Source organism: Sphingomonas sp. CV7422 (genome assembly GCF_027945725.1).
Classification (GTDB): Bacteria; Pseudomonadota; Alphaproteobacteria; order Sphingomonadales; family Sphingomonadaceae; genus Sphingomonas; species Sphingomonas kyungheensis.
Window position 1 is genome coordinate 217,737 of the sequence record NZ_CP115901.1, and the last position, 20,845, is coordinate 238,581.

Annotated in this window: 24 protein-coding genes and 1 pseudogene; 22 read left to right on the forward strand and 3 right to left on the reverse strand. The window is 67.9% G+C overall.

Features of this window, described 5'->3' with window-relative positions; all coding sequences use genetic code 11:
• The first annotated feature begins 2 nt into the window (after positions 1-2).
• Genes PBN85_RS18265 through cobJ form a run of 4 tightly spaced genes read left to right on the forward strand, consistent with a single transcriptional unit; the run spans position 3 to position 3,206 of the window.
• Positions 3-1,097 (forward strand): cobalamin biosynthesis protein CobG, encoded by a 1,095-nt coding sequence (locus tag PBN85_RS18265; protein ID WP_271301080.1) that lies wholly within the window; start codon positions 3-5, stop codon positions 1,095-1,097.
• Positions 1,097-1,726: a precorrin-8X methylmutase gene (locus PBN85_RS18270; RefSeq protein ID WP_271300976.1), complete on the forward strand. Its 630-nt coding sequence runs from the start codon at positions 1,097-1,099 to the stop codon at positions 1,724-1,726. The genes PBN85_RS18265 and PBN85_RS18270 overlap by 1 nt, the downstream gene beginning before the upstream one ends.
• Positions 1,723-2,460 carry a precorrin-2 C(20)-methyltransferase gene (gene cobI, locus PBN85_RS18275; protein WP_271300977.1) on the forward strand — a complete coding sequence of 246 codons (738 nt, stop codon included), beginning with the start codon at positions 1,723-1,725 and terminating at the stop codon, positions 2,458-2,460. The genes PBN85_RS18270 and cobI overlap by 4 nt, the downstream gene beginning before the upstream one ends.
• Positions 2,457-3,206 (forward strand): precorrin-3B C(17)-methyltransferase, encoded by a 750-nt coding sequence (gene cobJ, locus PBN85_RS18280; protein ID WP_271300978.1) that lies wholly within the window; start codon positions 2,457-2,459, stop codon positions 3,204-3,206. Before cobI ends, cobJ begins: the two co-directional genes overlap by 4 nt.
• On the opposite strand, the gene PBN85_RS18285 is transcribed toward cobJ, so the two are convergent.
• On the reverse strand, positions 3,182-3,931 hold the full coding sequence (locus PBN85_RS18285; protein ID WP_271300979.1) for a cobalt-precorrin-6A reductase: 750 nt from the start codon (positions 3,929-3,931) through the stop codon (positions 3,182-3,184). The two genes, cobJ and PBN85_RS18285, sit on opposite strands and share 25 nt — an antisense overlap.
• Here PBN85_RS18285 and cbiE point away from each other — a divergent pair.
• The 11 genes and pseudogenes from cbiE to rtcA all read left to right on the forward strand — a co-directional run bounded on the left by cbiE (position 3,930) and on the right by rtcA (position 12,771).
• A complete protein-coding gene (cbiE, locus tag PBN85_RS18290; RefSeq protein ID WP_271301081.1) occupies positions 3,930-5,138 on the forward strand; it encodes a precorrin-6y C5,15-methyltransferase (decarboxylating) subunit CbiE in 1,209 nt (402 codons plus the stop codon). The genes PBN85_RS18285 and cbiE overlap by 2 nt on opposite strands.
• The gene (locus PBN85_RS18295) at positions 5,135-5,500 is read left to right on the forward strand and encodes a cobalamin biosynthesis protein (protein ID WP_271300980.1); all 366 of its coding nucleotides are present in this window, start codon (positions 5,135-5,137) and stop codon (positions 5,498-5,500) included. Before cbiE ends, PBN85_RS18295 begins: the two co-directional genes overlap by 4 nt.
• Positions 5,497-6,282, forward strand: coding sequence for a precorrin-4 C(11)-methyltransferase (cobM, locus tag PBN85_RS18300; RefSeq protein ID WP_271300981.1), 786 nt, complete (start codon positions 5,497-5,499; stop codon positions 6,280-6,282). Before PBN85_RS18295 ends, cobM begins: the two co-directional genes overlap by 4 nt.
• Positions 6,279-7,586 carry a cobyrinate a,c-diamide synthase gene (locus tag PBN85_RS18305; protein ID WP_271300982.1) on the forward strand — a complete coding sequence of 436 codons (1,308 nt, stop codon included), beginning with the start codon at positions 6,279-6,281 and terminating at the stop codon, positions 7,584-7,586. The genes cobM and PBN85_RS18305 overlap by 4 nt, the downstream gene beginning before the upstream one ends.
• Positions 7,583-8,299 carry a uroporphyrinogen-III C-methyltransferase gene (cobA, locus tag PBN85_RS18310; protein WP_037533387.1) on the forward strand — a complete coding sequence of 239 codons (717 nt, stop codon included), beginning with the start codon at positions 7,583-7,585 and terminating at the stop codon, positions 8,297-8,299. Before PBN85_RS18305 ends, cobA begins: the two co-directional genes overlap by 4 nt.
• The gene (gene cobF, locus PBN85_RS18315) at positions 8,296-9,057 is read left to right on the forward strand and encodes a precorrin-6A synthase (deacetylating) (protein ID WP_271300983.1); all 762 of its coding nucleotides are present in this window, start codon (positions 8,296-8,298) and stop codon (positions 9,055-9,057) included. The genes cobA and cobF overlap by 4 nt, the downstream gene beginning before the upstream one ends.
• Positions 9,054-9,695: a 5,6-dimethylbenzimidazole synthase gene (gene bluB, locus PBN85_RS18320; RefSeq protein WP_271300984.1), complete on the forward strand. Its 642-nt coding sequence runs from the start codon at positions 9,054-9,056 to the stop codon at positions 9,693-9,695. The genes cobF and bluB overlap by 4 nt, the downstream gene beginning before the upstream one ends.
• A gap of 34 nt (positions 9,696-9,729) precedes the next feature.
• Positions 9,730-10,140, forward strand: a complete 411-nt coding sequence (locus PBN85_RS18325; RefSeq protein WP_271300985.1) for a DUF1636 domain-containing protein — start codon at positions 9,730-9,732, stop codon at positions 10,138-10,140.
• 4 nt (positions 10,141-10,144) lie between these two features.
• Positions 10,145-11,185 carry a HoxN/HupN/NixA family nickel/cobalt transporter gene (locus tag PBN85_RS18330; RefSeq protein WP_271300986.1) on the forward strand — a complete coding sequence of 347 codons (1,041 nt, stop codon included), beginning with the start codon at positions 10,145-10,147 and terminating at the stop codon, positions 11,183-11,185.
• 306 nt (positions 11,186-11,491) lie between these two features.
• Positions 11,492-11,719: pseudogene (locus tag PBN85_RS18335) on the forward strand (RtcB family protein); the annotation flags it as partial.
• 35 nt (positions 11,720-11,754) lie between these two features.
• On the forward strand, positions 11,755-12,771 hold the full coding sequence (gene rtcA / locus PBN85_RS18340; protein ID WP_271300987.1) for an RNA 3'-terminal phosphate cyclase: 1,017 nt from the start codon (positions 11,755-11,757) through the stop codon (positions 12,769-12,771).
• 230 nt (positions 12,772-13,001) lie between these two features.
• Here rtcA and PBN85_RS18345 read toward each other — a convergent pair whose 3' ends face one another.
• Positions 13,002-13,727: an SDR family oxidoreductase gene (locus tag PBN85_RS18345; RefSeq protein WP_271300988.1), complete on the reverse strand. Its 726-nt coding sequence runs from the start codon at positions 13,725-13,727 to the stop codon at positions 13,002-13,004.
• A 148-nt stretch (positions 13,728-13,875) separates the two neighbouring features.
• On the opposite strand from PBN85_RS18345, the gene PBN85_RS18350 reads away from it, so the two are divergent.
• The 3 genes from PBN85_RS18350 to PBN85_RS18360 all read left to right on the forward strand — a co-directional run bounded on the left by PBN85_RS18350 (position 13,876) and on the right by PBN85_RS18360 (position 16,528).
• Positions 13,876-14,772, forward strand: a complete 897-nt coding sequence (locus tag PBN85_RS18350; protein ID WP_271300989.1) for an AraC family transcriptional regulator — start codon at positions 13,876-13,878, stop codon at positions 14,770-14,772.
• Positions 14,773-15,047: 275 nt separating this feature from the next.
• Positions 15,048-15,650 (forward strand): glutathione S-transferase family protein, encoded by a 603-nt coding sequence (locus PBN85_RS18355; RefSeq protein WP_271300990.1) that lies wholly within the window; start codon positions 15,048-15,050, stop codon positions 15,648-15,650.
• A gap of 113 nt (positions 15,651-15,763) precedes the next feature.
• Positions 15,764-16,528: a helix-turn-helix transcriptional regulator gene (locus tag PBN85_RS18360; protein ID WP_271300991.1), complete on the forward strand. Its 765-nt coding sequence runs from the start codon at positions 15,764-15,766 to the stop codon at positions 16,526-16,528.
• Positions 16,529-16,634: 106 nt separating this feature from the next.
• Here the strand turns inward: PBN85_RS18360 and PBN85_RS18365 are convergent, their stop codons facing one another.
• On the reverse strand, positions 16,635-17,720 hold the full coding sequence (locus tag PBN85_RS18365) for a helix-turn-helix domain-containing protein (protein ID WP_271300992.1): 1,086 nt from the start codon (positions 17,718-17,720) through the stop codon (positions 16,635-16,637).
• A gap of 167 nt (positions 17,721-17,887) precedes the next feature.
• Between PBN85_RS18365 and PBN85_RS18370 the strand changes: the two genes are divergently transcribed.
• Genes PBN85_RS18370 through PBN85_RS18385 form a run of 4 tightly spaced genes read left to right on the forward strand, consistent with a single transcriptional unit; the run spans position 17,888 to position 20,598 of the window.
• Complete coding sequence (locus PBN85_RS18370) at positions 17,888-18,403, forward strand: TadE/TadG family type IV pilus assembly protein (protein ID WP_152542184.1); 516 nt, start codon at positions 17,888-17,890, stop codon at positions 18,401-18,403.
• Complete coding sequence (locus PBN85_RS18375; protein WP_271300993.1) at positions 18,400-18,951, forward strand: TadE/TadG family type IV pilus assembly protein; 552 nt, start codon at positions 18,400-18,402, stop codon at positions 18,949-18,951. Before PBN85_RS18370 ends, PBN85_RS18375 begins: the two co-directional genes overlap by 4 nt.
• Positions 18,933-20,309, forward strand: a complete 1,377-nt coding sequence (locus PBN85_RS18380) for a TadE/TadG family type IV pilus assembly protein (protein ID WP_271300994.1) — start codon at positions 18,933-18,935, stop codon at positions 20,307-20,309. Before PBN85_RS18375 ends, PBN85_RS18380 begins: the two co-directional genes overlap by 19 nt.
• A 40-nt stretch (positions 20,310-20,349) precedes the next feature.
• Complete coding sequence (locus PBN85_RS18385; protein WP_271300995.1) at positions 20,350-20,598, forward strand: hypothetical protein; 249 nt, start codon at positions 20,350-20,352, stop codon at positions 20,596-20,598.
• The last annotated feature ends 247 nt before the right edge of the window (positions 20,599-20,845 follow it).

Sequence of the window (20,845 nt, forward strand, 5' to 3'; positions counted from 1 at the left end):
ACATGGTGCGGGGCTGGTGCCCGACGGCTCATCGCCCGATGGCGGCGGGCGATGGCCTGCTGGTCCGCGTGCGGCCGCGCCTGGCACGCATGACGCGCGCCCAGGCGATCGGTCTGTCCGAGGCCGCGGCGGAGCATGGCAACGGCGCCATCGACGTCACCAACCGTGCGAACCTCCAGATCCGCGGCGTCCGCGACGATCGCTGGGCGGCGTTGATCGCCGACCTGTGCGCGCTTGATCTGGTCGACGCCGATCCGGCCTCGGAGACCCGGCGCGCCGTCATCGTGGCGCCCGACTGGCATGACGGCGACGATACGCACCGCATCGCCGTCGAGCTCGCGCAGCGTCTGGCGGACCTGCCGGAGCTGCCCGGCAAGTTCGGCGTCGCGATCGACGCGGGTGCCGCGCCGGTGCTCGGCGACGCTCCCGCCGACATCCGGATCGAACGCGCCGCGGCTGGCGGTCTGATCCTTCGTGCGGACGGGCGCGCGTGGGGCGTTCCGCTGGCGGTCGGTGCCGAGATCGACGCGGTGGTGGCGCTGGCGCGCTGGTTCGTCGGGACCGGCGGGAGCGCCGCAGGCCGGATGGCGCGCCACGCGGTCACCCTGCCCGCCTGGGCAGATGGCGTGATCCCGGCGGCGCCGTCGCGTCCCGCCCCGGCGACGGGACCGCACGCGCAGGGCACGGTCGTCGGGCTCGCGTTCGGCAGGATCGAAGCGCCGGGCCTCGCCAAGCTGGCGATGGCCGCGCGCGGCGTGCGGGTGACGCCATGGCGGCGGCTGATCGTTGAGGGGAAAATCGATACCGGGCAGCCCGCATCGGCGCTCCTTCGGGCCGACGCCTGTGTCGGCGCTCCCGCCTGTCCGCAGGCGAGCGTCGCGACCCGTCCCCTGGCGGTCCGTCTCGCACCCCATGTCGATGGCCGGCTCCACGTCTCGGGCTGCGCCAAGGGCTGCGCGCGGGCGCAGGCCGCCGACGTCGTACTGACCGGGCGCGACGGCCGCTTCGATCTCGCCTTCGCCGCCAGAGCGGGCGCCCCGCCCGCGGTGTCCGGGCTCGCCCCCGTCCAGATCCTCGCCCGCTTCGGAGCCGATTGATGCCCCATGTCTACGAGACCGACGGCGGTGCCATCTACCGCCAGTCGTTCGCCACGATCCGCGCCGAGGCCGACCTCGCGCGCTTCGCGCCGGAGGAGGAACCGGTGGCCGTCCGGATGATCCACGCGTCCGGCCTCGTCGCGCTGGCGGCGCACATCCGCTTCTCGCCGCATTTCGCACGGGTCGCCCGCGACGCGCTCGCGGCGGGCGCGCCGATCCTGTGCGACGCGCGGATGGTGACGGAGGGGATCACCCGCGCTCGCCTGCCTGCCGACAATCCGGTCGTCTGCACGCTGCACGCGCCGGAGACGCCCGAGCTCGCCCGCGGGATGGGCAACACGCGTTCGGCCGCCGCCCTCGAACTATGGCGGCCGTATCTGGCGGGCGCGGTGGTGGCGATCGGCAACGCCCCGACCGCGCTGTTTCACCTGCTCGATATGCTCGAGGATCCTGCCTGCCCCCGCCCCGCCGCGATCATCGGCTGCCCGGTCGGCTTCGTCGGCGCGGCGGAGTCCAAGGCCGCGCTGTGGGAGGAGCAGCCGGTGCCCTGCGTCGTGGTCGAGGGACGGATGGGCGGCAGCGCCATCACGGTCGCCGCGATCAACGCTCTCGCGAGCCGCGCCGAATGACCTCGCCCGCCGCCAAGGGCGTTATCCACGGCATCGGCCTCGGCCCCGGCGCGCAGGATCTGATGAGCGTGCGCGCCGACCGGCTCGTCCGAGGGGCGCAGCACGTCGCATTCTTCCGCAAGGCCGGCAGGCCGGGTCAGGCGCGGCGCATCGTCGAGGGGATGCTGAGGCGCGACGTGATCGAGTTCGCGATGGAATATCCCGTCACGACGGAGATCCCCGTCGCGGACCCCCGCTACAACGATCGCTTGAGTGGGTTCTACGCCGAGTGCACCGAGCATCTCGCCGCCCTTTCGGCGACCGGAGAAGATGTCGTCGTCCTGTGCGAGGGCGATCCCTTTTTCTACGGCTCGTTCATGCACCTGCACAGTCGGCTGACGGGGATCGCACCGGTCGCGGTCGTCCCCGGCATCACCGGCATGTCAGGCGCATGGACCGCCAGCGGTGCGCCGATCACCTGGGGCGAGGACGTGCTGACCGTCCTGACCGCAACGATGCCGGAGGACGAACTCGTCCGTCGGATCGGCGACACCGACGCGCTCGTGGTGATGAAGATCGGTCGCCACCTCCCGAAGCTGCGCCGGGCGGTGGCCGCGGCCGGGCGGGACCGCGAGGCGTGGCTGATCGAATATGCCGCCATGCCCGACCAGCGTGTCACGCGCCTGAGCGACGCTGACGCCGTCGCACCGTACTTCTCGATCCTGCTGATCCACGGTCAGGGTCGGCGGCCATGAGCGGCTCGATCGCGGTCGCGGGGCTCGGGCCGGGCGACGCCGCACTGGTGACGCCCGAAGTGGCAACCGCGCTCGCGGACGCCACCGACGTGATCGGCTACATCCCCTATGTGGCGCGCGTCGCCCCGCGCCCCGGGCTGACGCTCCACGCCAGCGACAACCGCGTCGAACTCGATCGCGCCCGCCATGCCCTGCAGCTCGCGATGGCGGGGCGGCACGTCGTCGTCGTGTCGTCGGGCGATCCGGGCGTCTTCGCGATGGCGGCGGCAGTGTTCGAGGCGGTCGAGCACGGTCCGCCGGCATGGCGCGACCTCGATATCCGCGTGCTTCCGGGCATCACGGCGATGCTCGCTGCCGCGGCCCGCGCCGGCGCGCCGCTCGGCCACGACTTCTGCGCGATCAACCTGTCGGACAATCTGAAACCGCAGGCCGTGATTGATCGCCGCGTGCGCCTCGCGGCGGAGGCCGACTTCGCCATCGCCTTCTACAATCCGCGATCGCGGAGTCGGCCCGACGGCTTCGGCCGCGCGCTGGGGATCCTTCGCGACGTCTGCGCCGACGAACGCCCCGTGCTGTTCGCGCGGGCGGTGTCGACCCCGGAGGAGACGCTACACGTCGTCCGCCTGCCCGACGCCCGCCCGGAAATGGCCGACATGCGGACGATGGTCATCGTCGGGTCGAGCGCGACGCGGACGATCGCGCGCAGCGGCGCGCCGTTCCTCTACACGCCGAGGTCGGCGGCATGATCGATCCAGCGCAGGACGTCGTGCACCGTGTGGACCTCGCGGCGGGCAGGCAGGATCGGGCGGTCGATCATCACCACGGGGATGCCGAGCTCGCGCGCCGCGACCAGCTTGGCCTGCGCGCCCGTGCCGCCCGCATTCTTGCAGACGACGATCTCGATCGCGTGGTCGCGCATCAGCGCAGCGTCGCCGGCGACGTCGAACGGACCGCGATCGACCACGAGCCGATGGTCTGGCAGTTCAGGTGTGGCGGCAGGCGCATCGACGAAGCGCAGCAGATAGCGGTGCTGCGGCTGCGCGGCGAATGCCGGAACGTGCATCCGCCCGAGCGCGAGCATCACGGCGCGACGCGGCCCCGCGAGCGCGGCGACCGCCGCCTGGACGTCGTCGACGGGCCGCCAGTCATCGCCGGGGATTGCGATCCAGGCCGGCCGGGTCAGCGCGACCAGCGGGACGCCTGCCATCGCCGCGGCGTCGAGCGCGTTGCCGCTCATCCGCGCCGCGAACGGATGCGTCGCATCGACGAGATGCGTGACGCGCGTCGCGCGAAGATGGTCGACGAGACCGGCCGCACCGCCGAAGCCGCCGACCCGGGTCCGCACCGGCTGCGCCTTCGGCTGTGCCACCCGACCTGCATAGCTCAGGGTGGCATCGTCGCCGCGCAGCGCCAGCGCCTCCGCCAGCGCGCTCGCCTCGGTCGTGCCGCCGAGGATCAGGATGTTCGGCATGGCGGGTGAACTCGGCAAGGCATGGCTGACGATCGTCGGGATCGGCGAGGATGGACCAGCCGGCCTCTCTGCTGCAAGCCGGGAGGCGCTCGCGCGCGCCGAATGGGTGACCGGCGCGGCGCGGCACCTCGCGCTGCTGCCTGATCTCGCGTGCGAGACCGCGGTGTGGCCGGTGCCGTTCGACGACGGCATCGCGCCGCTTCTTGCGCAGCGCGGGCGGCGGGTCGTGATGCTGGCATCGGGCGATCCGTTCTGGTTTGGTGCCGGATCAACCGTGACGCGGCACCTCGGTCGGCATGAATGGACCGCACATCCGGCACCTTCGACCTTCGGCCTCGCCGCGGCGCGGTTGGGCTGGTCGATCGACGCCGTCGCGTGCGTCGGCCTGCATGCGGCACCATTCGAACGCTTGCGTCCCAAGCTGGCGACCGGCGTCCGGGCGATCGTCCTGGTGCGCGACGGCGCGGCGGTCGGCGCGCTCGCGCGCTACCTGCTGGACCAAGGCTTCGGAGACAGCAGGCTCTGGATCCTCGAGGCGCTGGGCGGTCTGCACGAACGCGTCCGCGAGACCACCGCCGCCACGATGGCGTTTGCGGATATCGCGCATCCGGTGGCGGTCGGCATCGCCGTGGACGGGAGCGGTGCGGTTCTCGCCACCGCGTCCGGACGCCCGGACCGATGGTTCGCGCACGACGGGCAGATCACCAAGCGCCCGGTCCGCGCGCTTACCCTGTCCGCGCTGGCACCGAGGCCGTTCGAAACCCTGTGGGACATCGGCACCGGCTCGGGATCGATCGCGATCGAGTGGCTGCTCTCGCATCCGACCACGCAGGCGATCGCGTTCGAGGCCGATCCCGCTCGCGCGGCGAGGGCACGCAGCAACGCGGCGACGCTGGGGGCCGACCGCCTCCGCATAGTCGAGGCGCATGCGCCCGAGGGGTTGGCCGATCACCCGGGACCCGACGCCGTCTTCATCGGCGGCGGTCTTTCGGAGGCGCTGCTCGACTGGCTCTGGACGCACCTCGCGCCTGGGACCCGGATCGTCGCCAACGCGGTCACGCTCGAATCCGAAGCGACGCTGGCGGCGTGGCACCGCGCGAAGGGCGGCGACCTGCTGCGGATCGAGCTGTCGGACGCCGCCCCGATCGGTTCGCGTCGCGGCTGGCGGGCGCATTATCCGATCGTCCAGTGGAGCGCGTCGCTATGATCGTCGCCGGGTTCGGATGGCGCAGCGGCGCCACGCCTATGTCGTGCGAAGCCGCGCTTGCGCTGGCGCGGCACGGCTGCCCTAGGATCACCGCGCTCGCTGCACCCGACGACAAGGTCGGTCTGCTCGCGCCGCTGGCCGAACGGCTCGGTCTTGCCTTGCTGCCCGTCACGGCTGCGGCATTGACGGGCGTCGCGACCGCGACCCGCTCTCGGGCGAGCTTCGAAGCGCGCGGCACCGGCAGCGTCGCCGAGGCCGCCGCGCTCGCCGCCATCGGCGAAGGCGCGCGGCTGATCGCGTCTCGTCACGTTTCTCCCGACCGCATGGCGACCTGCGCGATCGCTCAAGGACCTTCGACATGACCGTTCACTTTATCGGCGCCGGCCCAGGCGCACCCGATCTGCTGACGCTGCGCGGCCGCGACCTGATCGCCGCGTCGTCAGTGTGCCTCTACGCAGGGTCGCTCGTCCCGCCGGCGCTGCTCGACCACTGCCCGCCCGGCGCGCGCATCGTGAACACCGCGCCCCTGTCGCTCGACCAGATCGTCGAGGCGATCGCGAACGCGCATGCCGACGGCCATGACGTCGCGCGGCTCCACTCGGGCGACCTGTCGATCTGGTCGGCGATGGGCGAGCAGCTTCGCCGCCTCCGTGCGCTCGGGATCCCGTTCACCGTCACGCCGGGCGTTCCCGCGTTCGCCGCCGCGGCCGCGACGCTCGAAGCGGAGCTGACGCTGCCCGGCCTGGCCCAGTCGGTCGTCCTCACCCGCACCTCGGGTCGCGCGAGCGCCATGCCGGACAGCGAGACCCTGCCCGCCTTCGCCGCGACCAGGGCGACGCTGGCGATCCATCTGTCGATCCACGTGCTGGACCGGGTCGTCGCCGAGCTGACCCCGGCCTACGGCGGGGACTGTCCGGTGGCGATCGTCTGGCGGGCGAGCTGGCCCGACGAGAGGATCGTCCGGGCGACGCTCGCGACGATCGTCGCGGCTGCGGCCGGCGGCCCGGAACGCACTGCACTCATCCTCGTCGGCCCGGTGCTTGCGCCCACGGATTTCGCGGAGAGCAGCCTCTATGCGGCCGGCTACGACCGCCGCTTCCGCCCACGAAGCGCCGACTCCCGCTTCGCCGGGTCGGGCGAATGACGCCGGGCGTGATGATCGCCGCCCCCGCATCCGGGACCGGCAAGACCACCGTGATGCTCGGGCTGCTGCGCGCGTTCCGCGATGCGGGTCTCGCCGTGCAGCCGTTCAAGAGCGGCCCGGACTATATCGACCCAGCCTTCCATCGCGCGGCGAGCGGCCGGTCGTCGTTCAATCTCGACAGCTGGGCGATGGCGGAGCCCATGATCCACGGCCTGGCCGCAAAAGCGGACGACGCCGATCTGGCACTGGCGGAGGGCTCGATGGGCCTGTTCGACGGCGTCGCCACGCCCGGCGCGGCCGGCAGCGGCGCGAGCGCGGACGTCGCGCGGCGGATGGGCTGGCCTGTGGTGCTGGTCGTCGACGTCTCCGGCCAGGCCCAGTCCGGCGCCGCCACCGCGCTCGGATTCATGCGATACGATCCGGGGGTGCGGATCGCAGGCGTGATCCTCAATCGCGTCGCGAGCCCGCGGCACGAGCGCCTGGCCCGCGACGGTATGGCGGCCGCGGGCATATCCGTCTTCGGCGCCCTTCCCCGACGTGGCGACCTCAGGCTTCCCGAACGTCATCTCGGCCTCATCCAGGCATCCGAACATCCCGACCTCGACGCGCGGATCGCCGACCATGCGGGCTTCCTGCGCGAGCACGTCGATCTGGAGGCGATCCGCGACGCCGCGGCTGTCGCGACCACGCCCGCCGCGCCCGCCGGCCGCCTCGTCCCGCCGGCGCAGCGTATCGCGCTGGCGAGAGACGCGGCCTTCTCCTTCGCCTATCCGCACCTGCTGACGGCGTGGCGCGACGCCGGAGCGGAGATCCTGCCCTTCTCGCCGCTCGCCGACGAAGCCCCCGACGCCCGCGCCGATCTGGCTTGGCTGCCCGGCGGCTATCCCGAACTCCACGCCGGCCGCCTCGCCGCAGCCGAGCGCTTCCGCAGCGGTCTCGTCGAACACGCCGGCACCCGCCCCGTGCATGGCGAGTGCGGCGGCTACATGGTCCTCGGCGAGGGCCTGATCGACGCCGACGGCACGCGTCACCGGATGGCAGGGCTGCTCGGCCTCGTGACCAGCTACGCCCAACGCCGCATGCATCTGGGATATCGTCGCGCCACGCTGCTCGCGCCGGTCGCCGCCCTGGCGGCGGGAACGGTGCAGCGCGGTCACGAATTCCACTATTCGACAATCCTGGAACAGCCCGACGCCGCGCTCGCGCGGGTGGTCGATGCCGAGGGCGCTCCCGTGCCCGAGACCGGATCGTACCGCGGCAGCGTCTCGGGCACCTTCTTCCATCTGATCGCCACCGAGCGATGAGCGGGTTCGTCTCCTTCGTCGGTTCGGGGCCGGGCGACCCCGAACTGCTGACGCTCAAGGCGGTCGCCCGCTTGCAGACGGCGGACGTCGTATTGTTCGACGATCTGTCCTCGGGGCCGCTCCTCCGGCACGTGCGCCGGGGCGCGGAGCTGGTCGCGGTCGGCAAGCGCGCGGGCCGCGCGTCGCCTTCGCAGGAGCACGTCTCACAGCTTCTGGTCGCGCATGCGTCGACCGGCGTCCGCGTCGTCCGCCTCAAGTCGGGCGATCCCGCCGTCTTCGGTCGCTTGGAGGAGGAGATCGCGGCGGTGCGCGCGGCTGGCATCGCTTTCGAAATCGTCCCCGGCGTTACCGCGGCGAGCGCGGCCGCGGCAGCCGCGGCAATCCCGCTGACGCGCCGGCTGAGCGCGCGACGCGTCCAATTCGTCACCGGGCACGACGTCACCGGCGGTCTTCCGGAAGGCCTCAACCTGGCGGCGCTTGCCGATCCCGATGCGACCACGGTGGTGTTCATGCCCAAGCGGACGTTCGCCGCGCTGGTCGAGATGCTCGTCGGCCATGGGCTGTCGCCCGACACACCTGCCCTGCTCGCCGAGAACGTCAGCCATCCCGATCAGCGGCTGACGCGATCCACGATCGCCGACCTGGCACGCGATCTTCAGCCGCGAAGCGACGCACCCGCCGTGATCCTCTACGGTCCGCTGCTCGCGCCATGATCGACCTGCACCTCATCGGCATCGGCAGCGGCGACCCCGACCATCTGACGCGGGCGGCGGAGGCGGCCATGAACGCCGCTGACGTCATCCTGCTGCCGCGCAAGCGCGACGCGGCGTCGGACCTCATCGAGCTGCGCCGGTCGCTCTGCGCGGCGGTGCTCCGCGGCCACACCCGGGTCGTCGAGTTCGATCTGCCCGAACGTGGCGAAAGCGACGCCTACCTCGACGCCGTCGGCGACTGGCACGACGCGATCGCCGCCCGCTGGGCGACGGAGATCGCCAGCCACCTGCCGAACGGCGGCAGGCTGGCGCTTCTCATATGGGGCGATCCGTCGCTCTACGACAGCAGCCTGCGGATCGCCGACCGGCTGCGCGCCGGCGGCATGATGCTCCGGGTCCACGTCGTGCCGGGCATCACCAGCCTCCAGGCGCTGACCGCGGCGCATGCGATCCCGCTCAACACGCTCGCCGCGCCGGTGGTGATAACGACAGGCCGACGCCTGCGCGCCGAAGGCTGGCCCCCGACCGTCGACACGCTGGCGGTGATGCTCGACGGCACATGCGCCTTCACGTCGATCGACCCGCTCGGCGTCATGATCTGGTGGGGGGCCTATCTCGGCCTGCCGTCGCAGGCGCTCGTCGCCGGCCCCCTCGCGGACGTGTCGTCGACGATCGTCGCCCGACGGGCGAGGCTGCGGGCAGAGCAGGGTTGGATCATGGACACCTATCTGCTCCGCCGTTCGGAGGGCGCGGCATGACGGCGCCCTCCTTCGGCCCGGTCTTCGCGGATGATTTCGAGACGCTGCTGCGCTGGCGGCGCGACGTCCGGCACTTCGCAGCGCGCGCGGTCGCAGAGGACGACATGCGCACCCTGTTCGACGTCGCCGCGCTGGCGCCCTCGGTCGGCAACGCGCAGCCCTGGCGCTTCGTCCGGATCCGCTCGCAGTCCCTACGCGGGTGGATCGCCGACCATGTCGATGCCGCGTCCGCGGATGCGGCGCGCACGATCCCGACCGATACGCTGCAGACCCGCTATGGGAAGCTGAAGCTCCACGGCATCCGCGAGGCTCCCGAACTGCTCGCGGTCTTCTGCGACGAGGCCCCACAGGCGGGCCATGGCCTGGGCCGGGCGACGATGCCCGAGATGCTGCGCTACTCGACCGTGATGGCCATTCACACCATGTGGCTGGCGGCCCGCGCGCGGGGCATCGGAATGGGCTGGGTATCGATCCTCGATCCGGTCGCGGTGACCGGAATGCTCGACGTGCCTGCGGGCTGGACGCTGATCGCCCTGCTCTGCCTCGGCTACCCCGCCGAATTGACCGACGTCCCCGAACTCGAACGGCGTGGCTGGCAGGCCCGCGAGCCCGTCTCGGATCGCATTCTCGAGCGATGACGCCTCAACCCTCAACCGGATCGGAACACGAGCCATGCTGACCCCCGTCGACGACGGTCCCGCCGTCGTTGTCTGCAATACCTGCCGGTTTTCCGCCGGCGACCGCGAGGATGCCGATGGCGTTCGCGGCGGTGCGCTCCTCGTCGCGGCGCTACGGGCGGCGAAGGCCGACGACCAGCGCTATGCCGGCGTGGGGATACAGCAGATGCCGTGCCTCTTCTCGTGCAGCGAGCATTGTTCGATCCACCTGCGCGCGCCGGGCAAGGTCGGCTATCTGCTCGGCCGCTTCACGCCGGATGCGGAGGCCGCTCGGGCGATCCTCGACTATGCCGTCCACTATGCCGAAAGCGAGCATGGCCGCGTCCCCTTCAAAAGCTGGCCGCAGGGCATCAAAGGCCATTTCATCGCGCGCACACCGCCGGCAGGCTACGTTGTCGAAGGCTGACGCCATGCACGCGCCCGCCCGGTCCGCCCTGCGTCGCCGCATCGGCCTTCTTTACGTGCTGCTGATCGGAGCGAACGTCGGCGCCTGGATCTGGGCACTGCTGCTCTTCCACGCGCAGCCGCTGATGCTCGGCACCGCGCTGCTCGCCTGGGGGCTGGGCCTGCGGCACGCGGTCGACGCCGATCACATCGCCGCGATCGACAACGTCACGCGCAAGCTCATGCAGGACGGACAGCGGCCGCTGACGGTCGGCTTCTGGTTCGCGATCGGGCACAGCACGATCATCCTGCTGGCATCGGTCGCGATCGCCTTTACCGCGTCCGCCCTTGCCGGCTTCGAGGCGCTGAAGGCGACCGGCGGGATGGTGGCGACGATCGTCTCTGCTGTGTTCCTGTTCACCATCGCGGCGATGAACCTGATCATTCTGCGCTCGGTATGGCGCACCTTCCAGCACGTGCGCGCCGGCGGACGCTATGTTGATGAGGATCTGGACATCCTTCTGAATGGCCGCGGCCTGCTGTCGCGGCTCTTCCGCCCTCTGTTCCGCCTCGTCTCGACCAGCTGGCACATGGCGCCGCTCGGGTTCCTGTTCGGACTGGGTTTCGATACCGCGACCGAGGTCGCCATTCTCGGCCTGTCCGCGGCGCAGGTCGAGCACGGTTTCGCGATCGGCCCGGTATTGGTGCTTCCCGCCCTGTTCGCAGCCGGCATGGCGCTCGTCGACACGACAGATGGCATCGTCATGCTGGGTGCCTATGAATGGGCGTTCGTGAAGCCGATCCGGAAGCTCTACTACAACATCACCATCACCGCGGTATCGGCGTTCGTCGCAATCGTCATTGGTGGCATCGAGACGGTGGCGCTTCTTGCCGACAAGCTCGAACTCCGTGGCGGCCTGTGGTCGACTGCGCGCTATCTGGGGGGACGCTTTAATCTGCTCGGCTTCGTGATCATCGGCGTCTTCGTCTTGTGCTGGATAGCCAGCTGGATGGTGTTTCGCTGGAAGCGCTTCGATGACATCGATGTCTGCCATAATGCGAGGTAAGGCACCCTGCCCGCCAAGGCGGCAGTAGCCCAGCCAGCCTGTCCAGCGCGACAATGACCCAGTCGCGGACGTTCAGACGACCCTTCCCGCTCCCCAGCTTCGGCCATCCGTTCAGCTGGCTGGCACCGCAACCCGGCACGCCCCGTCAATCGTCCCTAAAGGGCGTCCCTCCGCTCTACGCACGTGTGAGTGACGACCACTCGAGGCCGAAGCCCTGCAGATATTTGCGCAGCCGGTCCGCGTCATTCGAGGACGTGCGCCGCGCTCGGGACGCGGCGAACAGCGTCCGGCCAGCGTCCGATAGCGTCCTGCTCGACCGGCGCTGGCCGGGTGATGAGCCGGACCCAGGCCAGGCGCGAGGTCACGCTGGCGGAGCACGTCGCCGCGACCGAGGGGGTGGCCTGCCGCAAGGACGAGGGCGTGATCGACGAGAGCCCGCGCGCCTGCAAGCCGATCGAGGCGGTGATGGCGGCGCAGTCCGACCTCGTCGAGATCGTCCACACGCTGAAGCAGGTGGTGTGCGTGAAGGGGTAATCCTCTTCATGCACATTCTCCGGAAAGAGGAAGCCATGATCACCATCGACGGATCGGAAGGCGAAGGCGGCGGACAGGTCGTGCGCAACGCGTGCGCCCTTTCGCTCGTCACCGGTACGCCGTTTCGCATCGTCAACGTTCGCGGCGGGCGCGAGAAGCCGGGCCTGATGCGCCAGCACGTCACCGCGATCGAGGTCGCGTGCGCGATCGGTAGGGGTGGCGCATGCGAGGGCGTGGCGGTCGGCGCGCGCGAGATCACGTTCCGTCCGGGCACGGTCGACGCGGGCGAGTACCGGTTCGCGGTGGGCACCGCCGGCTCGACCGGACTCGTCCTGCAAACGGTGCTGATGCCGCTGCTGCTGGCGAACGGTCCCTCGCGGCTCGTGCTGGAGGGTGGAACCCACAACATGCTGGCGCCACCGTTCGACTTTATAGCCAAGTCGTTCCTGCCGATCCTCCGGCGCATGGGCGCGAGGATTGAGGCGCGACTGGTGCGGCATGGCTTCTACCCGCGCGGTGGTGGACGGATCGAGGTCGACGTCTTGCCCGGTGCGCCTTCGCCGGTCGCGTGCGTCGAGCGGGGTGGGCTGCTGGGCACGTCGGCGATGGCCTATATCGCGGGGCTCCCGCTCGACATCGCCGAGCGCGAGATCGCCTGCGTGCGGAAGTCCTTCGACTGGCCCGACCGCTCCTGTGCGATCCGCGAGCTGCCCGAAGAGCAGGGGTCGGGCAACATCCTGTTGCTGGAAGCCGAATATGAGCATGTGACCGAGATCGTCAGCGGCTTCGGTCAGCTCGGCGTACCGGCGGAACGATTGGCCAAGCGCGCCGTCGGACGGATGAAGGGCTATCTCGACTCCAGCGCCTTCGCCGGCCCCTATCTGGCGGATCAGCTGCTGCTGCCGTTCGCGCTGGCGGGAGGCGGGGCGTTCACGACCGTCAAGCCGAGTCAGCACAGCCTGACAGCCGCGAAGGTGATCGAGCGTTTCCTCGACCGGCGGTGTGTCTTCACGCAATTACCCTTGGGCGCGCACCGGATGAAGGTGCACTGAAGGAAGGGTGGGAGGAGACCTTTGGGCTCCCACGCACGCGGGAGCCTCAGGACCGCGCTAAAACGGTAACCGAGCGGTTTCGGGGGGACGGTGGACCCATCACCGGTCGCTCGGGTCCATCAAGCAGCCTCCCGTAACCGGACATACGTTCACCGCGGTCCGACGACTTGATCGTGTCGGCGAACCGCTCGTTTGGGCGTGCCCGCTACGGCACCGGCACGCCCAAGCGCTCACATGTCCGCTGCGGTCGGGCGCACGATCACCTCATTGATGTCGACACCCTCCGGCTGCTCTATGGCATAGCGAACGGCTCGCGCGATCGCATCCGGCGTCAGCGACTTCTTCCGCCATCCGGTCAGTGCCGCCGCGACCGCAGGATCAGTGATGTCATGACCCAGCTCGGTGGCGACGACGCCTGGCGAGATTAACGTCGAACGGACCTCGTCATGCTCTTGCCGCAGCCCCTCGGTAATCGCGCGCACGGCATGTTTGGTGGCGCAATACACCGCGGCAGTCGGCATCACCATATGCGCGGCGACCGAGGCTACGTTGACGACATGACCGCTCCGTTGAGCCACGAACCGCGGCAGGACCGCGGCGATGCCGTTGAGGACGCCGTGGATGTTGACGTCGACCATCCGCTTCCACTCATCCCGCTTCAGCGCAGCGAGCGGCGAAAGCGGCATCACACCCGCATTGTTGACCAGCACGTCGACACGTCCGAAGCGCGCTTCAGCGGCCTCCACAAACGCGTCGAAATCGGCGCCGTCGGTGACATCAAGTTCGCGCCAGGTAACGGTCTCGCCCAGTTCCTCCACCAGTGCTTTCAGCCGCTCGCCGCGACGCGCGCCGATGAACAGCCGGGCGCCGGTCGCAGCCAGTTCGCGCGCAGTTGCCTCGCCGATCCCGCTGGACGCGCCGGTGATGAGTACGACCTTATCGACATTTTCTGCCATGATGCAGTCCTTCCGTTGTGGTGACGGGACGCAGATGGGCCAACGCGCGTGTCAGGCGGTAGCGCGATCGCCCCAATGGCTTGCACGATCCTGCAGAATCGATGCCGGGTGCTTGCCCACGACGTGTGAGTAGGGGAGGATCGTCGGCATGGACCGGATCGCCGAACTCTCTGCCCTCATCGACCGACACGTCGTGGGCACAGGCATTTGCAGCACGGCGATGCCGCATGTGTCGCTGATCCGGGCCGATGCGCCGAGCACCCCCACGCCGGCCGTCTACGAGGCCTCCCTTTGCCTAATAGCCCAAGGGTCGAAACGGGTGTCGATCGGCGAGCACAGCGTCGTCTATGACGCGGCCCATTACCTCTTGGTCTCGGTCGACTTGCCGTTGGTCGGTCATGTGCTCGATGCAAGTCCCGAGCAACCCTATCTCTGCTGCAAGATCGATCTCGATACCGCGATGCTGGCCGATCTCATGGCGAGTGAAGGCGGCGGGGTGGCCCGTACGGAGTTGCCGGTGCTCGGCGTCTACCCAGGCGATCCCGACCTGATCGACGCGGCATGCCGGCTGGTGGGCCTGCTCGACCGACCCGACACGATCCGCGCGCTGGCGCCGCTGATTGAGCGCGAAATCCTCTATCGTCTGCTCACCGGACCTCACGGTCCGATGCTTCGTCACATCGCAACCGCCGGCAGCCATCTCAATCAGGTCAGCCGGGCGATCGCCGCGATCCGCCGGCGTTTCGATGCGCCGATCCGCATCGACGATGTCGCAGCCGAGGCCGGGATGAGCTCCTCCTCCCTCCACGTACACTTCAAGGCGATCACTCGCATGACGCCGCTGGAGTATCAAAAGCAGCTGCGGTTGCAGGAGGCCAGACGCCTGATGCTAGCGGAGGGTGCCACGGCGAGCACGGCAGGCTTTGCCGTCGGCTATGAGAGCCCATCGCAATTCAGCCGCGAATACAGACGACTGTTTGGCGCGCCTCCGCGTGCGGACATCGAACGGCTCCACGCTGCGCCAGCAGCGGCCATGGCGCTGTGACAACGGCTTGGGTCGCGACCGGTATTGCGAAATACTGTGATCGGATCATGCTGGCAGGACGACCCACGAGCGGCCATTCAGGTAGCTCTGCAGGCTTTCAACTATGGACCTTGGTTCATGCATTTTAACCTGTACTCCCGGCTGGTGAAGTATTGAGCCACCCAGGAAGCAGCCCGAGCGACTTCGCCCGCAAGCGGTTCGCTGCTGCCACCACGCTGGCAACAGCCCCACTCTAAGCAGCCTCCAACGGCATCCTGGCCGCGGGAGAATTCATCATGCTGACGCTGTTCCACGCCCCCCGTTCACGATCGAGCCGGATTGTCTGGCTGCTCGAGGAGCTGGGCGCGCCCTTCCACCTGCGGCACGTCACGATCCGCTACAGGGATGGAAGCGGTGGGGGGCCCGATTCCGCCAATCCTCACCCCGACAAGAAAGTGCCCGCCCTCCTCGACAGCGGTGCCCTGGTTACCGAGAGCGCGGCGGTGGCGACCTATCTTGCCGACCTGCTGCCTACGGCTGGGCTGGCCCCACGCATCGGCGATCGAGATCGGGGGGCGTATCTCACCTGGATAAGCTGGATCGAAGGGGAGCTCGGTCCCGCCATCTTCCAGCGCTTCAGCGCCGGAGCCGACGCAGCCACGCCCGCCGCGTTCGAGGCAGCGCTCCACCGGCTGGATGGCGCGCTTACAGACGGCCCTTACCTGCTCGGGGAGCGCTTCAGCGCTGCCGACATCATGCTGGGCGGCACGTTGGGCTGGGCGCACGACGTCCTGCCGGCAGAAGGGCCAATCTCCGCCTATTTGGCCCGCCTCGCGGCACGGCCGGCATTCGTGCGAGCCATGACACGGGATGCTGCACCGGCGGATGACGCGGCGTGACCCGGAGAGACGGCTGGCTGGGTGTCACAGGCTTCCTCGTGACCGCCGTGCTGCTCTTGCTTTGTCATCGAGCGGCACTCGCGCCGCTGGTGGCTGGCCTGTAGACCGATCGTATGCGCCGCGCCGACCGACTGTTCGAGATCGTCCAACTCCTTCGCCGCGCGTCCGGGCCGCTCACCGCGGACGCGCTGGCGGCAGAGCTGGAGACGAGCCGGCGGTCGGTGTACCGGGACGTCGCCGCGCTGATCGGCCAGCGCGTGCCGATCCGCGGTGAAGCAGGGATCGGCTACGTGCTGGAGCGCGGCTTCGACATGCCGCCGCTGATGCTCACCTCGGACGAGGTGGAGGCGGTGGTTCTCGGCGCGCAATGGGTGTTGGTCCACGCCGACGAGGGGCTCGCCCGCGGAGCCGCCGACGTGCTCGCCAAGGTTGCCGCCATCGTTCCCGAACAGCTGCGTGGACAGATCGAGGACCCGGCCGTTATCACGCCGCCCAACTGGGGCGAGCGGCTCGATGCAGGGGTCGATGTGGCACGTCTGCGTGCCTGGAGCCTGCAAGGGCGCAAGCTGCACATCCGCTACGCTGATGAGGGGGGCCGCGAGACGACACGTACCGTATGGCCGTTCCTGGTCGGCTACATGGATCGGGTTCGGATGCTCATCGCCTGGTGCGAGTTGCGCGGCGACTTCCGGATGTTCCGCACCGACCGGCTTGCCGCAATCGAGTTTCGGGACGAGCGCTACCCGGAACGCCGCGCCGTGCTCAGGCGGCGTTGGCTCACCATGATGAGCGGGCGACGCGATGCGGCGGTAACGCGAGGTCGTGAAGCCTCAGCACACCTATATCCAGACATCCAGGGCACTTTGCCCATCTCCTAACGTCGGACTTCGTTCCCATTCGACCGGGACGCCGACATCGAGGAGTCGACATCAAAGGCGGTGCCTTTGGTCGTATCCAAAGTGTGCGCACGAAGGTGAGGCACTCCTAGTCGCGACGGCCGCTGTCGACGGCGATGTCGCCCCCCGACCGACCGCCATCGTCCTGCCGCTGCCGTCGCCACAGGCCGGGCGGGACGCCGTACCAACTTCGGAAAGCCCGCGAGAAAGAGGCGACATCGGCATAACCCAATCGCTCGGCGAGGTGCTTGAGATTGGTGCCTTTTCGAGACAGTAATTCGACAGCGAGCTTGCGGCGGGTAGCGAGGATCAAGGTAGAAACGCTTGCACCGCGCGCTTCGAGCTGGCGTTGCAATGACCGCTCGCTCATCCCGAGCGTCTGCGCGACGTGGGCGAGCGTCGGCAGCGCCTCGCGTAGCCGCAACGCGACCACGGCGCCCGCCTGCGCCACAATGTCCGTCTCTGCATCCCGAGCCGCGAGTGCAGAGCGGATGCTGGTGACGCTTGCATCGTGGATCTCCACGTCATGCGTGATCAGGGGCCGGTCAAGATCGACGCTGCGCAATACCATGTGATCGAGCGGCGCGTCATAGCGGATGGCGCAGCCATAGTAATCTGCGTGGAACGCTGCCTCGCTGCGCGGACGGGCGAGCGCCATGTGCACCGCTGCTATCGGATATCCGGTCGCGATACGGCCTAATCCGAGCAGCATGCCGAAATGGAAATCGACCGCAGCGCGCGGCACGTCGATGGTTGCGTAAGGAAACACACGCTGGGCATGGAACAAGCCGTCACGCTCCCAGTGGATCAGCCGTTCCGGTGAATGCAGGCGCTTGTAGGTGACGATATTCTGCAAGGCGTCACGATAGGTGGGCGCGTGGAGCGCTGCCAGAAATGCCGTATCGCCCCCCACCTCGCGCGCTGCGCGCAGGAGCTTGAAGCCGATCCGGCTATCTGCGGACACCCGTTCCAGGCCCGCCCACAGGGCGAGTGCCTGATCAGTAATCAACGGAGCCTGACGTGATTTGTCTACTTCTGACAGATCAGCCTCGGCAAAGACCGCGTCTACGGAATAACCGAGATGCGCGATGGCGCGCCAGATCGCCTGTGGAATTTGCCAAAGGTCCAATGCGGAAGTATTGTCATAACTCGAGCGCGCCGTGTCATCTTTCATGCCACTAAACTAGATCAGCGATTCGATTTCTGTCGACCACCACGATGGTCGATGGCGCGGGCCGTATCATTTTTGGCGTCGCAAGCCGATGCGGCATCCTTCTGATATTGGCAAATGCTTTTCCTGTTTTCTGACTTCAAGCTTTATGCTGCGGCTGGAGCGACTCATTGACACCCCTTCCGTTTCCGAAAGCCCCTCGATTTGCCTTCTTTCAAAGCAAGGCAGGCACATCAATCGTCGAGTTCGCCATTGTAGCACCGATGTTCATTCTGCTGCTGATCGGCGTGCTCGAAACGAGCTACGTCTATTTTCTACAGGAAAGTCTTGAGACGCGTGCGGAGGCGACCATGCGCGCAATCATCACCGGTACTTTGGTAAGCGAGTCTTCCAGCGATAGTGCGCGAAAGGCGGTCTGCGCTAGCCTGCCGTCTTACATGCGCTGCGATCGCATTGCCGTCGAAGTCGCTTATACGCCAGAAGTCAGCCAAATCAAAGCTGTAGCACTGCAAAGCGCCTTGCCCGGGCGGGCTGGTACAGGCCGGCCGGGCGATATGGTCGTACTCCGCTTATTGTATCGCTGGCCGATGCGCCTCAGCCCGTTCAGCCTCGTGCGCGGCATGAAGGAGAAGGATGGCTATGCGTTGGCGGCGCTGCGTTTAGCCCGGGTCGAGCGCTATTCATGATCGCCCGCAACGCCCTACATTCCCGGCGAGGGTCGTTCAAAGACCGTCGTGGCGTTGCCATGGTCGAATTCGCCTTGACGCTTCCCATGCTGATGCTGCTGTATCTCGGCAGCGTGCAGCTCACGAGCGCTTTGTCGTGTTACCGTAAGCTAGGTGCCACCGGCCGTTTCGTGGCCGACCTGATTTCACAAGACACGGCGACGACACCCGGTGAGATCAATTATGTTCTGCAGGCCGCGCAGGTCATCATGGCACCATATGCCAGCAAGCAGCTGACAGTCCGCGTTACCTCGATCAAGACGGACCAGACGAACCTTGGCACCGTTCAGTGGAGCAGCGCCCTCAACGGCACCGCCCTCCGCCGCGGCACCATAGTTTCGGTTCCGGAGGGTCTTGCGCCGGGCGACCGATTCCTGATCTACGTCGAGACGTCTTATCAGTTTCGCCTTCTAGGACCGCTCAAGCTGTTCAACCCGGTCCTGCTGGCCGACAGATTCTACATGTCGCCGCGCCAGTCCCGCCAGGTCGCATGCGATACGTGCGGCTGACGGCAGTGCGACAGTCGCCCCCCTCCCCGCTACGATCGTTGCGACACGACTCCCGCGGCAGCGTCCTTGTTCTCTTTGCCCTGGCGCTAGTCACCCTACTCGTGGGGGTGGGCTTGGGCATCGACTATGTGCGCGCGATGCGCGCGCAGACCAAGCTGGCAGCGATTGCCGATGCGGCGGCCCTGACCGCGGTCTCACAGGATGGCATGGCAATGCCGCCGGCAACCGCGGAAACCGCGATCCGCGCTGCCTTCGTTGCACAGGCACGATCCCTCGAACAAGGCGGCTTGCTCCTCGATTATCAAAACACCGAAGCGCTCGCGATCGGGGTCGTGGACACGCCGCTCGATAGCGGAGATGCCAGCGGTGGCGTCAGCCGTCGTGCCACAGTCGCGTTTCGCGCCCGGCATCGCAACGTCTTTGCCGGCATCCTCGGTCTTGCCCAATTGCCGCTTCAGGGCGTCGCCGGCACAACGGCATCGACCGCACCGAATATCGACCTCTACGTCCTCGTCGACACTTCACCATCGATGCTGCTGCCGTCGTCGGACGCGTCCGTCCGGTTGATGGTCGCCGCCACCGGCGGCTGTGCCTTCGCTTGTCATGAGACAGGCAGCACTCGAAGCAATCTCAGCATCGCCCGGTCGCGAAACATCTCGCTTCGCTACGACGTCGTCCTCGATGCGGTGCGGCGCCTGACGACGCTTGCCCGCGATGCGGCGGCCAATACCGGCGTACGCTACCGGATCGGTCTCCACGACTTCGACTACAAGTACCGCCAGATCTGGCCCCGCTCACCTGCTGCGGACGGCAGCTGGGTCGACAGCAACCTCGACCAGGTGCGCACCCATGTCGCCGACGCGCAGCCTCTTGCGTATTGCCGCAATTCCGAGCGCGTCTGCGGCGTCCCCGACGCCGATACGGCGACCGATTTCACCGCTGCGCTGAACGGCATCAATGCGTCGATCCCCACGCCCGGCGATGGCAGCAACCGGCCCGGGGATCGCCCGCGGGCGGTCGTGCTGCTCGTCACCGACGGAATGCGGGACGAATGGTCCGAGGTGTCCGGTCGCTTGCTTGGGCCGGTGCCGGTCGATCGATGCGATGAGATCAAGCGGCGCGGCGTCCGTCTGGCCATACTGAACGCCGTCTACCTGCCAGCGTCGATTGTCGACGACGAATGGTCCCGCACCAACGTCTTGGCACCATTTCTGCAACCAAATGACGTTGTCAGCCCCGCGTTGCAGTCATGCGCATCGCCAGGCCTCTATCATGAAGTGACATTGGGCGACGATCTTTCGTCATCCGTGGCCCAGCTTTTCCAGAAGTCGATCAAACGCGCATTCATCATGAAATGATGTGGATCCTTGCCACCCCGTGTTACCATTGGAGGCTTACATGCTACTTGAACGCTTCACTGCCCGCCTGAAGCGGCGAGGTACAATCAAGGCGGAAGCAGGCCGCGACACGTCGATACAGATCGGCTTGCGATGTCGGCATTGCGGGCAGCATTTTGACCTGGCACCGATCAGTGTAATTTTGCAGCTGATTGTGAGACGTCTTGATCGTGCTGGAAGCGATGTCGCTGCATTGCATCTGACCCAAGCCATCGCCGTTTTGAGTGAAGAAGTACCGCGCGCATCATAGCAGACGCTGCCCGATAAGACCCTGGACGCCCTATCCAGCGCCGACAAACGCCAACTATAAGACTTCTTGGTCACCAAAGCGAGAAAGAGGGCATCCAAATCAGGGCGTAATACCAGCTTGAAGAGATTTATACGTTGAAGTGTCAATGCGAGTCGTGAGACGTGCCTCTTGACCCAGAAGCAGACATTGACAGTCCTCTGTGCCCTTCGCAAAGCCATCCGTTCGTTCGGCTTGCTCTTCGATGTCC